Origin of the sequence: Microcoleus sp. A006_D1, from assembly GCF_036702805.1 — a bacterium.
In the GTDB taxonomy this organism is placed as follows: Bacteria; Cyanobacteriota; Cyanobacteriia; order Cyanobacteriales; family Microcoleaceae; genus Microcoleus.
The window spans coordinates 285,783-298,543 of sequence record NZ_JAUBVZ010000002.1 but is presented as its reverse complement, the minus strand read 5'-3'; the positions used below and the strand labels follow the sequence as shown (position 1 = coordinate 298,543).

13 protein-coding genes are annotated in these 12,761 nt (G+C 47.2%); 9 read left to right on the top strand and 4 right to left on the bottom strand.

What is annotated here, in order from left to right; translation table 11 throughout:
* Positions 1-82 precede the first annotated feature (82 nt).
* From QUB68_RS04210 to QUB68_RS04195, 4 genes are all read left to right on the top strand, one after another.
* Positions 83-895, top strand: coding sequence for a cation diffusion facilitator family transporter (locus tag QUB68_RS04210; RefSeq protein ID WP_332989671.1), 813 nt, complete (start codon positions 83-85; stop codon positions 893-895).
* 123 nt (positions 896-1,018) lie between these two features.
* Entirely contained in the window at positions 1,019-1,516 is a 498-nt protein-coding gene (locus QUB68_RS04205) for a TIGR00725 family protein (protein ID WP_332989669.1), read from the top strand.
* 8 nt (positions 1,517-1,524) lie between these two features.
* The gene (locus QUB68_RS04200; protein ID WP_332989667.1) at positions 1,525-2,055 is read left to right on the top strand and encodes a hypothetical protein; all 531 of its coding nucleotides are present in this window, start codon (positions 1,525-1,527) and stop codon (positions 2,053-2,055) included.
* Positions 2,056-2,338: 283 nt separating this feature from the next.
* The gene (locus tag QUB68_RS04195) at positions 2,339-3,256 is read left to right on the top strand and encodes a TPM domain-containing protein (protein WP_332989665.1); all 918 of its coding nucleotides are present in this window, start codon (positions 2,339-2,341) and stop codon (positions 3,254-3,256) included.
* A 157-nt stretch (positions 3,257-3,413) separates the two neighbouring features.
* Here the strand turns inward: QUB68_RS04195 and wecB are convergent, their stop codons facing one another.
* The gene (gene wecB, locus QUB68_RS04190) at positions 3,414-4,529 is read right to left on the bottom strand and encodes a non-hydrolyzing UDP-N-acetylglucosamine 2-epimerase (RefSeq protein ID WP_332989663.1); all 1,116 of its coding nucleotides are present in this window, start codon (positions 4,527-4,529) and stop codon (positions 3,414-3,416) included.
* A gap of 215 nt (positions 4,530-4,744) precedes the next feature.
* Here wecB and QUB68_RS04185 point away from each other — a divergent pair, with 215 nt between their 5' ends.
* Positions 4,745-5,329 carry a pseudouridine synthase gene (locus tag QUB68_RS04185; protein WP_332989661.1) on the top strand — a complete coding sequence of 195 codons (585 nt, stop codon included), beginning with the start codon at positions 4,745-4,747 and terminating at the stop codon, positions 5,327-5,329.
* Positions 5,330-5,487: 158 nt separating this feature from the next.
* Here the strand turns inward: QUB68_RS04185 and QUB68_RS04180 are convergent, their stop codons facing one another.
* Positions 5,488-6,303 carry a hypothetical protein gene (locus QUB68_RS04180; protein WP_332989660.1) on the bottom strand — a complete coding sequence of 272 codons (816 nt, stop codon included), beginning with the start codon at positions 6,301-6,303 and terminating at the stop codon, positions 5,488-5,490.
* A 196-nt stretch (positions 6,304-6,499) separates the two neighbouring features.
* On the opposite strand from QUB68_RS04180, the gene ctpB reads away from it, so the two are divergent.
* Complete coding sequence (gene ctpB, locus QUB68_RS04175; RefSeq protein WP_332989658.1) at positions 6,500-7,819, top strand: carboxyl-terminal processing protease CtpB; 1,320 nt, start codon at positions 6,500-6,502, stop codon at positions 7,817-7,819.
* A gap of 334 nt (positions 7,820-8,153) precedes the next feature.
* Here ctpB and QUB68_RS04170 read toward each other — a convergent pair whose 3' ends face one another.
* On the bottom strand, positions 8,154-8,606 hold the full coding sequence (locus tag QUB68_RS04170) for a VOC family protein (protein ID WP_332990155.1): 453 nt from the start codon (positions 8,604-8,606) through the stop codon (positions 8,154-8,156).
* A 202-nt stretch (positions 8,607-8,808) separates the two neighbouring features.
* Positions 8,809-9,318, bottom strand: coding sequence for a TIGR02652 family protein (locus QUB68_RS04165; RefSeq protein WP_332989656.1), 510 nt, complete (start codon positions 9,316-9,318; stop codon positions 8,809-8,811).
* Positions 9,319-9,423: 105 nt separating this feature from the next.
* Between QUB68_RS04165 and QUB68_RS04160 the strand changes: the two genes are divergently transcribed.
* The 3 genes from QUB68_RS04160 to QUB68_RS04150 are packed head-to-tail and all read left to right on the top strand — an operon-like array spanning position 9,424 to position 12,712.
* The gene (locus QUB68_RS04160; protein WP_332989654.1) at positions 9,424-9,969 is read left to right on the top strand and encodes a gamma carbonic anhydrase family protein; all 546 of its coding nucleotides are present in this window, start codon (positions 9,424-9,426) and stop codon (positions 9,967-9,969) included.
* A 41-nt stretch (positions 9,970-10,010) separates the two neighbouring features.
* The gene (locus QUB68_RS04155; RefSeq protein WP_332989652.1) at positions 10,011-10,193 is read left to right on the top strand and encodes a hypothetical protein; all 183 of its coding nucleotides are present in this window, start codon (positions 10,011-10,013) and stop codon (positions 10,191-10,193) included.
* Positions 10,194-10,234: 41 nt separating this feature from the next.
* A complete protein-coding gene (locus QUB68_RS04150; RefSeq protein WP_332989651.1) occupies positions 10,235-12,712 on the top strand; it encodes a GH116 family glycosyl hydrolase in 2,478 nt (825 codons plus the stop codon).
* The last annotated feature ends 49 nt before the right edge of the window (positions 12,713-12,761 follow it).

The window sequence follows — 12,761 nt, the reverse complement described above, 5'->3', positions numbered from 1 at the left end:
CGGACTAAAGTCCTCACTACGAACCTGTTATACTTAATTTAATGTTTAATTGACAAGAGAATTTAACTTCAAGGACTGCTGCATGATATTTCCAGTTAAGGACAATTTTGATTCTGAGAGCAAAAATGCGTTAGCGAAGCCGTCGAAGAGGATCGCCCGCTGCGGAAATTCCCAACCAAAAGTTGCGAAAGTGCGGTTGTTACAGACAGCTTTGGTACTGCTTAGCAGCTTTTTTGTAGCAGAGTTAATCGCTGCGATGAGTTCTCACAGTTTGTCTTTGCTGGCGGATGCGGGTCATGTGCTCTCAGATGTGGCGGCTTTGACGATAACTTTGGCCGCGACTTGGTTTTCGTCCAGGAAGACGGGAAAGGCAGGAAATATGCTTCATACTTCGGGATTGCCCGATCGCCCTGAGATCGTTGCTGCTTTAGTTAATAGTATCAGTTTAGTGGCGATCGCCCTGTGGATTGCCTTCGAGTCGATCGACCGATTGCTGTCCCCAACTCCCGAAGTAGAAGGACTCCCGATGTTAATTACCGCAATTGTCGGTTTAAGCGTCAACTCTGTCAATGCTTTTTGCCTGCATTCTTGCTGCCACGGCGACCTCAACCTTAAAAGTGCTTTTCTGCACGCAGTGGCGGACATTTGTTCCTCGATTGGGGTAATTGTAGCAGCCATCGCCGTAGCTTGGCTGCACTGGAATTGGGCCGACGGCTTGATTAGCTTGTTGGTGTCCGGGACGATCGTTTTATTGACTTTACCATTATTAATTGAAAGTATCAATTTGCTGCTGGGTAATGTATCTGCTGTTTCCGCAAATCAACAGCTTTGCGATTGCCCAAAACAAAGCGCTGAAAACTTGCTTTTTCCCTCACTGGAAGAACTTATTAAATAAAGTTGGTAGTGAAAACTTTAGTCTTATGATTATTATGAGGACTAAAGTCCTCACTACAAACCGTTTTGATTGCGGGCGGAGCGAAGCGGAGGGAATTGAGCCGACATAGTATCACCCCAAACTATGAAAAAAATCATTATTGGCATCATGGGCCCCGGCGACAGCGCCACATCAACCGACTTAGAAAACGCCTATCAACTCGGACAACTCATCGCCGAAGCTGGATGGATATTGCTAACTGGCGGCAGAAATATCGGCGTGATGGATGCCGCCAACCAAGGAGCAAAATCAGCTAACGGTTTAACAATCGGTATTCTTCCGGGAAATAACACTCGCGGCATTTCCGAAGCAGTAGATATTGCCATTGTCACCGATATGGGAAACGCCAGAAACAACATTAATATTCTTTCTTCAGATGTGATAATTGCCTGCGGTATGGGCGCGGGCACTGCTTCGGAAATTGCCCTCGCTCTCAAAGCTCACAAGCAAGTTATCTTGTTAAATGACAGCGCCGAAAGTCAAGTTTTCTTTAAGAATTTAGCACAATTTAACATCTTTGTGGTAAACAATGCTGTAGAGGCTATGAATCAAGCTCGCGAAATCCTAGTAAATTCAAGATGAAATCCCAGATGAGAGTAAGCAAATTCAAGTTTTGTGCGATCGGCATTTTCCTAACTTTGGGGATTTTCGGCAGTACCAAAGCAGACGGAGGAATTGCACAGTTCAGTTTCAGCAACAAATCCACTCAAACTTTAGCACAAACCCTCCCTCCTCCTCCTCCGGCTCCCCCTGCCAAATTGCCTGTCACCGAACAAGAAGCGCCGCCGATTACTAGCGAATCCGTGCCGGATCAAATAGCATTAGCAACCCATTTACAGACTATCAAAGCTAGAATGTTCGGTGCTTACTGGTGTCCTCACTGTCACACGCAACAAGAACTTTTCGGCCAACAAGCATTTACCGCGATTACTTACATTGAGTGCGATCCCAGAGGCAAAGATGCTCAACCAGATTTGTGCAAAGCTGCCAAGATTCAAGCTTATCCCACTTGGGAAATTCGCGGTAAATATTACACCGGTAGGCTATCTTTGGAAAAACTTGCTATCTTGTCCGGTTATAAAGGCAGCAGCAATTTTCAGCCACAAGTTCCTTCTCCTTAAATACATCTAAATTAGGAGTTACGCACTCGCCCACTAAGAAACCGGGTTTTTTAACTTATTTTGACGGTTTTCAGCAATGATTTTGGTTGAAAACCCGGTTTCTGGCCACCCGTGCGTCTAGGAGTATAAATGTAAGGTGCAGAAGCACCTCAAATTATGACTTTTATGACTCCAACTTCTGAATAATATGAATTGACATCACAGCGAGCTGGTTATTTAATTGTAATTAGGCGGACATATCTATTTAAATTTCTGATTAGCACTTATTCAGGAGACTGAAACGATGCAGTTACAATCTAGCAAAAAACAAATAATTTTTAGCAGTTTGCTGTGCTTGTCAGCAATTGCATTTCCGGTAGCGAGTCAAGCTATAACAGTACAAGAAGTACCGAATCCACGCCAAAATCACACTTGGGTAACGGATCGAGCCAATATTCTCAGTGACAGCACGGAAACTCAGCTAAATCAGATGATTGCGGAGTTGGAGGCAAAAAATGGCTCAGAAATCGCAGTCGTGACAGTGCCTGACACTAAGCCATCGGCGACACCAAAGGCATTTGCCACAGAATTATTTAACTCTTGGGGAATTGGGAAAAAAGGTAAAAATAACGGAGTTTTATTGTTGATTTCGTCGGGGGAACGCCGCGTTCAAATTGAAACAGGTTCCGGCATTCAAAGCATTTTGCCCGATGCGAAAACGGTGAGTATTATTCAAACGGAAATTACGCCAAAATTTAAACAGCAGGACTTTGATGGCGGCACATTGGCGGGGACAAAGGCGGTAGTCAATGTTTTACAAACTCCAGTTGCAAACGTGCGATCTCAAAACGTGCTGCCTTTGGCTCCCATCGTACCATCTGCAAATACTCAATCTCAAAATGCGCTGCCTTTGGCTCCAACAGTATCAAATCCAGCGGTAACACCGTCGCCAATACCTGCTCAATCGCCAGTTTTTACAGATGATAACCCCCTAGTTTCCTTATTATTCTTGGCCTTCTTTGTGGGATTGATGGGATTGATAATTTGGTTTATTATCTCCTGTTTGCGCTCCTCTTCTAATGGTAGCAGTAGTGGTTACAGTAGCAGCAGCAGCGATTACAGTAGTAGCAGCAGCAGCGATTACAGTAGTAGCAGCAGCGACTCGGGCGGTAGCTTTGGCGGTGGAGACTCTGGGGGTGGTGGCGGCGGTGGAGATTACTGATAGTTCTAAGGTGCTATAAGAGCGCACCTTATTCGATTGTGAATTATATCATTTTCCCTAGAATGACCGCAATCATATTGGTTTGTAGTGAGGACTTTAGTCCTCGGATGGATGCGGACTAAAGTCCTCACTACAAACCTATTTTAGGATTACTTTTTTACTCTGAAAAGTAGTCTGCAACTATTTTCAAAATTCGGGATGCTGCTAAGCCGTCGCCAAAGGGATTAATTGCCATTGCCATTGCGTTGTAAGCTGCGGGATTGCTCAGCAATTCTGCTGCTGCTGATGTAATTGTATCAGAATTTGTACCGACAAGTTTAGCGGTTCCGGCGGCTATTGCTTCTGGTCTTTCTGTGGTTTCTCGCAATACTAAAACAGGTTTACCCAAACTCGGTGCTTCTTCTTGCAAGCCGCCGGAATCTGTGAGGATTAAATGACTTCTCTGCATCGCTCCTACTAATTCGGCGTAGTCTAATGGTTCTGTTAAAAAGATTCTCGGATGGTCGCCCAAAAGTGCTTTTAATGGTTCGCGGACTGTGGGATTTCGGTGCAGGGGTAAGAGCAAGGCTGTATCGGGAAATTTATCTAAGATTTGGATGAATGCTCGCGCAATTCCTGCTAAGGGTTGTCCCCAATTTTCGCGGCGGTGAACTGTTGCTAAAATTGTGCGGTATTTGCTCCAATCTAAGTTGGGGATGTTGCATTCTGGTTGGCGTTTGGCTACTGACAGCAAAGCGTCGATGACTGTGTTGCCTGTACGGTGAATTTCTCCTAAAACGCCCGATCGCCCTAAATTCTCTTGAGCCAGCGCTGTCGGGGCAAAATGCAGCCGTGTGAGCTGCGAAATCAACCGCCTGTTAGCCTCTTCGGGATAGGGATTGAACACGTCGTCCGTCCGCAATCCGGCTTCTACGTGACCTACTGGTATTTTCTGGTAAAATGCAGCCAAAGCTGCGGCAAACGCTGTCGTTGTATCTCCCTGAACTAACACGATGTCTGGCTGCAATTCTTTAAAGCAGGTTTCCAAACCCTGCAAACTCCGGGATGTAATGTCTGTCAAGCTTTGCTGGTGCTGCATAATTGCTAAATCTCGATCGGCTTTGAGGTCAAACATTCGCATCACTTGCTCGACCATTTCTCGGTGCTGACCGGTTAAAATTACTTGGGTGTCAAAGTTTGCTGAACTTTTGAACAGTTGAATTACTGGGGCTAGTTTAATCGCTTCCGGGCGAGTTCCTAGGACGATGCAAACGCGGTGTGTGGCTTCGGGCATGGTAAAATATAGTTAAGTTTATTGATGTTCACATTTTGCACTATTTTCAAGAACAGGCAGGATGCCTGTTCCACAAGAATTCTATATTCTTATGGGTGGTACGCGAACCTGCACCTAAATGGATGATTGCTGAGAGCGCAAAATGTTAGTTCATAGCAACCTACTTAATGTTAAAATTATCTAGGACATTGGGTATTTTTAATCTTTAATTTATTATGCCATATCGCTACATTCTATTTTACAAACCTTACGATGTTTTAACTCAGTTCACTGACAATTCAGGGGAGACTAAACGCAGCACTCTTAAAGACTATATTCCGATTCCTGATGTTTATGCCGTCGGCAGGCTCGATCGCGATAGCGAAGGTTTGTTACTGTTAACTGATGACGGACAAATGCAGCATCGCCTCAGTGACCCGAAATTTGCTCATCCCCGCACTTATTTGGTTCAGGTGGAACGGGTTCCCGATGCAGGTGCGATCGCAGCTTTGCAAACTGGTGTCACTATTCAAGATTATCGGACTCGATCGGCAAAAGTGCAATTATTATCATCAGAACCCGAATTGCCACCCCGCCAGCCCCCGATTCGAGTTCGCAAAAACATTCCGACAGCTTGGCTGGAAATGACCCTCACCGAAGGCCGCAACCGTCAAGTCCGTAAGATGACCGCAGCAGTAGGGTTTCCGACGCTGCGGCTGGTTAGGAGCGCGATCGGGCATTTGCGTCTCGAAGGCCTCAAACCCGGTGAATGGCGCGAAATAACTCAAACAGAAATCACGTCGTTTTCAGAGTTGCGCTAAACCTCATTTGGGGCGGGCGCCCCGTACCAGAAAGAATTGGTTTAAAGCCTCCACCCTTGTAGGGAGAAATTAAAATCAGAGTATTCATTACTCCAATCCTCGGACTTCTTTTGTCAAGTGCTGTCAACTGTCAACTGTCCCAGGTCAATTGAATGAACCTACTTTCGAGGCGGCAAAATAAAACTCTCCTTGCCATCCTTATCTTTTCGCACCACAGCTCCCAACTTTACCAGAGCTTGTTTTGCCCTTTGACGCACCAACTTATCAGTTGTTTGATAATAAACCGTACTCCAAGCATTAAACCGCACCAGCACGCTATCGGGATCTCGGCGCAAAAACTCAGCAGTTGCTCGAAAACTCGGCGCCAATTTCGGCCCGTCTGGAGTTTTTTCTACCCACTCAGCGGCCATTTCGTGAGAGCGAATTGATTCGGGAATGTCCCCCAACAGCAGCAACTCATCAAGACCTTTGGTTCGCCACACTATCCACGCTTGGGGATGAATTTGCGGCGAAAGGGCATTAGTACCGCGCTCGATCAACTTAACAGCAGTTTCAGGGTTTCCCTGATAAAAAGAAACGGCTGTGGAAAGAAACAGGTAGATGTCAGCCCACCTGGGGTCGCGCCGCGTAACTATGTCAAAATAATCTTCGCTGAGATTGTAGCCAGTCACATTTCTCGCTTCGTCGTCGCCAAAATACTGCAAAAATTTCAGAAATGTCCAGTCGGCAATTAAATTGTCAAACCCAAAACTCGGGAAAGTTTTGAGCATTTTCAGCCGCAGGGCTTCTTGCTGCGCGTCTTGCTTGAAACTGGCCGCAGACATTGCAGAGAGTGGCTTTTGCCCCTGAACGCTAACTGGTGCGATGCCGCCCAACTGCATGGTAATCACCCCCGCTAGGGCTGCTACACAAATCGCTGTATTAACCAGCAGGCTCAACCAATTACGCGAAAATTGTTCGATTTTATTTACCACGGCACATTTAAATCCAAGTTTAAAATTAAGTTTATTGAAATACAGTCATGATTGGTTGGCGATCGACTGTCAAGCTGGTTAAACTGTTCAAAGGGATGATGTATCCTCCAAAACATAGTTTAAGTAGTAGTGTGAGATTTTTTAGCAATCTAAAATCTCCAATCAAAAATCTAAAATCGAATTGAGCCAAAATTCAATGAATCAAGCCCGCAGACGCTTTTCTAAGTTACAGGCAGCCCTGTTCACTGGGGCGATGGCAACAACCGCTTCGATATCTTTACTCGTTCCCGGCGTTTTTCAATCCGTCCGCGCCGAGCTTCAAGATAGCCCCAAAGCTGTCCTAGACGAAGCTTGGCAAATTGTGAACCGAGAGTATGTCGATGGCAGCTTTAACAAGACTGACTGGCAAGCGGCCCGCCAAGAGTTGCTGAGCAAAGATTATACCTCTCGCGAAGCTGCCTACACCGCCCTCCGCAAAGCCTTAGAGAAATTGCAAGACCCCTACACGCGCTTTATGGACCCGAAGCAGTACGAAGCGCTGACGAGTCAAACGTCCGGGGAACTGACAGGGGTGGGGATGCGGCTGGAACAAGACGAGAAAACGAAAGCGATTACGGTAGTCGAGCCGATGGAAAATTCCCCGGCCCTGAAGGCAGGAATTCAAGCGGGCGATACGATTTTGGTGATTGACGGCAAAGCTACTAAAGGCATGACTGTCTCGGATGCGGCTCAGATTATTCGGGGCGCTGAAGGCACTAAAGTCACGCTGCGGATTGCTCGTCAAGGCAAAAGCGAGTTTGACATCACTCTGACTCGGGCGAAAATTGAGGTAGCAGCGGTTCGCTACAGCCTCAAGAATGAAGCTGGTAAGAAAGTCGGTTACATCCGCTTGCAAGAGTTTAGCTCCCACGCGGGCGAACAAATGCAGGCGGCGATTAAAAAGCTCTCGGATCAGAAAGCTGACGCTTTTGTGTTGGATTTACGCGGTAATCCCGGCGGGTTGCTGCGGGTGAGCATTGATATCGCCCGGATGTGGATGGATACTGGGGCGATCGTCCGTACAGTCGATCGCGCGGGCGATTCTCAGGAAATGCGGGCAAACCGCACTGCCATCACTGACAAGCCTGTGGTGGTGCTTGTGGACGATAACTCTGCCAGCGCCAGTGAGATTTTGGCCGGTGCGCTGAAGGACAACAAACGCGCAACTGTGATGGGCGGCCAAACTTTTGGCAAAGCTTTGGTGCAGTCGGTGCATTCTTTGTCTGACGGTTCGGGATTGGCGGTGACGATCGCACATTACTATACTCCCAACGGTACGGACATCAGCCACAAGGGTGTTACTCCCGATGTGAAGGTGGTAGTCACCGACGAACAAAAGCTGAAATTAGCTAACAAGCCGACCTTGGTTGCTACTAAGGACGATCCTTGCTACGCTCAGGCGATCGCACTTTTGAAAACTAGCGCTGCGTCGGCTCCTCGGCCCGCTGCTGCTGAGGCTCTTGTTCCTAAGAAGTAGTTGAAAGCGTCAGTGATTAACAATAATGTTTAAGATGAAACCCGCACCGGCGGGTTTTGTTTTTGTGGTTTGATTGGTAGCAGTTTTAAATCGGATGTAGTATTACGTCCGGTCAACTACCCGTAATAAAAACGGTTTGTAGTGAGGACTTTAGTCCTCAGATGGATGCGGACTAAAGTCCTCACTACAAACCAATCTTAATTATGTCTTTCGAGCGGACACGCTCTAATAGCAATTTTTTTAAAGTCTTGCTACAATCATCAATCTTATACCAATTCTTAAAAGTCGCAGCACGAGCGGCCCCGACACGGCAATGCCGTTTCCCTACAGATATCTACTTTTCAGAACTGGTATAATTAAGGCGCCGGATAAACTCTAAGGGCAAACCATCTGTATCGGCAATAAAAGCTACTTCGTAAACATTTTGCCCGATCGCCTGTTGAGTCGGTTCTAATAAAACTTTCAAAGCTTGAAACTGATTTGGTTCGTCTTTAGCAGCTTCCTCAAACCGCTCTTTCAGAGACTGCAACCAAGTAGGTAAGTCAGTTGTCGCCTCAGTTAAATCGAAAGATAAATGATAATATCCAACATAATGCTCGTCTGTGAAAGCATCCGGTGCGGGTTTTGGTTCCGGGATTTGAATTAGTTCGATGCGTCCGTTGAGACCTTCCATCCAACAGGCTAGAGTGTAACCTGTGGTAAAGCGATCGCTCACAGTAAATCCTAACTGTTCGTAAAAGGCGATCGCCCGGTGAATATTAGCAGTGCGAATCGAGGCGTGGTGCATTTGGCAGTTGACAGTTGACAGTTGACAGTTGACAGTTGGCAGTTGGCAGTTGATAGTTGGCAGTTGATAGTTGGCAGTTGGCAGTTGATAGTTGATAGTTGGCAGTTGATAGTTGATAGTTGACAGTTGGTAGTTGCTACAAATAACAAATAACAAATAACAAATAACAAATAACAAATAACAAATAACAACTGACTACTGACTATTCAAACAACCGAAAATAGGGATATCTAATCGGAACTCCCGGCTCTTTTTCCAAATCAAAATTAATCACTTCCCAGCAAGGTTCCTCCTGGGGTTCGGGGCTAAAATCCACAGGTAAACCGTAGAGCCTCGGGCGCGGCGAATCCGGTTGCCCCCGCCAAGGCGTGCTGCGTTCCAAATAAGCGCTGATTAAGTCTCGATAGCGTTGGGCAACGATCACGCGAGTTGCTCGGTAGCCTTGAGTATAGAGTCGATCGAGCGCTTCGTGAATTTCAAACCGAATCCCGTCGGGGTGAGTGTGCTGGCGATACCATTCATCCTCCCAGCGGCGCCAGTGCCGCCCTGACTGAAGGTGAACCAGTTCCCCGGTTTTTGGATCTGCCTCAAATGCCCCGTGACGCGGACACAAATAGGTATCCGTGAGTGTGAGAGCCGGAATTGTTTGGCGACAGTGGGGACACTGAATTTCCGGGCCAAACATCGGGTATTGCAAGGAAACTTCAATCATTTATTGCGTCCCAGCATATTTATCTGCAAAAGTGGCAAATAGTCCTATTATATCCCGTATCAACAACCAGCTAATCTGCTAGAAGTATCACGATCGACCAAAAAGATGAGCAATCTCAACGAACCTCTGCCTGCACTTCCGGCCTATTGGCCATTGCCGGATCTCTCCCAAGCTGCTTTTGTCGCTCTTAGCGCTGTTGTCATCGGCAGGGTAGAAGTGGCCGCGGGCGCTAGTATCTGGTACGGGGCGGTGGTGCGGGGGGATGTAGAGCGAATTGCGATCGGCAAAAGTACCAATATCCAAGATGGAGCAATTCTACACGGCGATCCGGGGAAACCGACTATTTTAGAAGATTTTGTGACAGTCGGACACCGAGCGGTGATTCACTCAGCTTACATTGAACGGGGCTGTTTGATCGGGATTGGGGCGATCGTCCTGGACGGAGTGAGAGTGGGCACAGGCTCGATCGTCGGTGCAGGGGCGGTTGTGACGAAGGACGTTCCCCCTCACACGCTGGTTGCGGGAGTGCCTGCCAAGCGGCTGCGGGATGTATCTGAGGAGGAATCTGCGGAGTTGGTAGAACACGCTAAGCGTTACGAAAAGTTGGCTTTGGTTCACGCGGGGAAAGGAACTGATTTGGGATTTGGTTAGTTGATAGAATAGGATTTTTAGCAAAAAACTATTAGTTTCCAATGACTTACACTGCGCCAAAAATCTTCACCTTTGAAACATTTGTCGATCGGCAAATCTCGGAATTTCTGTCAGGAAACGGCACTGCCGTATCCTCTATTTCATCGGTACGGAAACGGGATTGTGCGGTACTGTATTTCATCGGTAGGGAAACGGCACTGCCGTGTCCTCTATTTCTTAAATAAAAAATGACTGTTGATTTCGATCGCGCGCTAAGATAAATCCCATGAATAACGATCGCACATTTAATCCAAACATCCCCCCGCACACCTGGAAACGTCCCATCGGCCTCGGTTGGGAGAATCCCTATACAGTCCGGTACGCAAGCAATCTCGACGACGGGCCCTGGCACGGAATGCCTCTGGGCGGGTTCGGGGCAGGCTGCATCGGGCGATCGCCCCGCGGCGACTTCAACCTCTGGCATATTGACGGCGGCGAGCACATTTTTCGCAGTTTACCCGCTTGTCAATTCAGCGTTTTTGAAGAAACAAAAGGCAAGAAACAAGCCTATGCACTGTCTACTGAACCGCCTACAGATGGCAGTTTATCTAGTTGGAAATGGTATCCTTGCGAAGGAAGATTGGCAGCGGATTTTGTAACGGATTTAACGGATGTAACGGATGGGAGAGAGCAGGCTGAAGGAATGGGGGGGAAGTCTAATTCTGGGACTTATCATGCTTTATATCCGCGCAGTTGGTTTGTTTATGAAAATGTGTTTGAGGCTCAATTAAGCTGTGAGCAATTTTCGCCAATTTTGCCCAATAATTATCAAGAAAGCAGTTACCCAGTTGCTATGTTTGAATGGGTGGCGCACAATCCTACAGATGCGCCGATTACTCTCAGCATCATGTTAACTTGGGAGAATATTGTCGGTTGGTTTACTAATGCCAACAAGTCGCCGGAAGTGATGGTGCGAGATGATGGTAGTCCATTTTATGACTATAAACCCCGCTGGGGAGAAAGTGCCGGGAATATGAATTTGTTGGTGGAAGATTTTCACCGTTTCGGTTGCGTGATGACGCGGTTGACTGCTGACGATCAGCCACAAGAAGGGGATGGACAGTGGGCGATCGCAACTATTACTAATCCGGCGGTAGAAGTATTCTATCAGACTCGCTGGAATCCGGCGGGAAACGGCGAGGATATCTGGCGACACTTTTCAAATGAAGGTTTCTTGTTGGATGACAAAGACGAGACAGCCGCCGCCCCTGGGGAACAGTTGGCTTGTGCGATCGCAGTTCGGTTTACAATTCGACCAGGCAAAACTCGCAAAATCCCCTTTATCCTAGCTTGGGATTTGCCCGTTACTGAATTTGCATCGGGAATTTCTTACTACCGCCGTTATACGGATTTCTTCGGGCGCAATGGCAAAAATGTGTGGCCGATTATTCGGACTGCAATGAAGCATTCCGATACTTGGCGCGAAAATATTGAAGCTTGGCAAAAACCGATTTTAGAACGGACAGATTTGTCAGATAGTTTTAAAATGGCGCTGTTTAATGAGTTGTACATTTTGACTGACGGCGGTACTCTGTGGAGTGCGGCTGATGAACGCGATCCGAAGGGTCAATTTGGGGTTTTGGAGTGCATTGATTACCGCTGGTACGAAAGTTTAGATGTGCGGCTTTACGGTTCTTTTGCTTTGTTAATGCTGTGGCCTGAGTTAGAAAAGTCGGTAATGATTGCGTTTGCGAGGGCAATTTCGGCGGGTGACGATACGCCGAGAGTTATTGGCTGGAATCAAGCTGCGGCGATTAGGAAAGCTGTAGGTGCGACGCCGCACGATTTGGGTGCTCCTAACGAACATCCTTGGGAGAAAACGAATTATACTAGCTATCAAGATTGCAATTTGTGGAAGGATTTACCGTGCGATTTTGTGTTGCAGGTTTATCGGGATTTCCTATTGACTGGTGGCACAGATTATGAGTTTTTGCAAGAGTGTTGGCCGGCCATTGTTGAGGCTTTGGCTTATCTGAAAACTTTTGATGAGGATGGGGACGGCATTCCTGAGAATTCGGGTGCGCCGGATCAGACGTTTGATGATTGGCAAATGCGGGGGATTAGTGCGTATTGCGGGGGTTTGTGGTTGGCGGCGCTGGAATGTGCGATCGCGATCGGCGAAATCTTAGAAGATGCAGCACCCGAAATAATTCCTAATCCGCAAGCAAAGATTGCATTATATCACAGTTGGCTGCTACAAGCAAGACCTAACTATCAGGAAAAACTGTGGAACGGTCAATATTACCGTTTGGACAGCGAGAGTAATTCGGAAGTGGTGATGGCTGACCAATTGTGCGGTCAATTTTACGCAAAACTGTTGGGATTGCCGGATATTGTGCCACCAGAATGTGCTGTCAGCGCTTTAGAAACTGTGTATGAATCTTGTTTTTTAAAGTTCAATGATGGTGAGTTTGGGGCGGCGAATGGGGTGATGCTGAACGGTTCGCCGGAAAATCCGAATGCAACTCATCCTTTGGAAGTTTGGACGGGGATTAATTTTGGGTTGGCGGCTTTTTTAGTGCAGATGGGAATGGAGGATAAGGCGTTTAAATTGACTGATGCGGTGGTGAGGCAGATTTATGAGAATGGGTTGCAGTTTCGCACGCCGGAAGCGATTACGGCGGGGGGGACTTTTCGGGCGAGTCACTATTTGCGGGCGATGGCGATTTGGGCAATTTATGGGGTGTTGACTGGTTTTAAATAGGGAATTGGTTCGATCGTTCGGACTTCAGTCCATTCTTGAGTTAAGCTAA

Bases quoted from the DNA above. Each gene is read 5' to 3' on its own strand.
- QUB68_RS04210 (WP_332989671.1), top strand. From the start codon at position 83: ATGATATTTCCAGTTAAGGACAATTTTGATTCTGAGAGCAAAAATGCG.
- QUB68_RS04205 (WP_332989669.1), top strand. From the start codon at position 1,019: ATGAAAAAAATCATTATTGGCATCATGGGCCCCGGCGACAGCGCCACA.
- QUB68_RS04200 (WP_332989667.1), top strand. From the start codon at position 1,525: ATGAGAGTAAGCAAATTCAAGTTTTGTGCGATCGGCATTTTCCTAACT.
- QUB68_RS04195 (WP_332989665.1), top strand. From the start codon at position 2,339: ATGCAGTTACAATCTAGCAAAAAACAAATAATTTTTAGCAGTTTGCTG.
- wecB (WP_332989663.1), bottom strand. From the start codon at position 4,529: ATGCCCGAAGCCACACACCGCGTTTGCATCGTCCTAGGAACTCGCCCG.
- QUB68_RS04185 (WP_332989661.1), top strand. From the start codon at position 4,745: ATGCCATATCGCTACATTCTATTTTACAAACCTTACGATGTTTTAACT.
- ctpB (WP_332989658.1), top strand. From the start codon at position 6,500: ATGAATCAAGCCCGCAGACGCTTTTCTAAGTTACAGGCAGCCCTGTTC.
- QUB68_RS04170 (WP_332990155.1), bottom strand. From the start codon at position 8,606: ATGCACCACGCCTCGATTCGCACTGCTAATATTCACCGGGCGATCGCC.
- QUB68_RS04165 (WP_332989656.1), bottom strand. From the start codon at position 9,318: ATGATTGAAGTTTCCTTGCAATACCCGATGTTTGGCCCGGAAATTCAG.
- QUB68_RS04160 (WP_332989654.1), top strand. From the start codon at position 9,424: ATGAGCAATCTCAACGAACCTCTGCCTGCACTTCCGGCCTATTGGCCA.
- QUB68_RS04155 (WP_332989652.1), top strand. From the start codon at position 10,011: ATGACTTACACTGCGCCAAAAATCTTCACCTTTGAAACATTTGTCGAT.
- QUB68_RS04150 (WP_332989651.1), top strand. From the start codon at position 10,235: ATGAATAACGATCGCACATTTAATCCAAACATCCCCCCGCACACCTGG.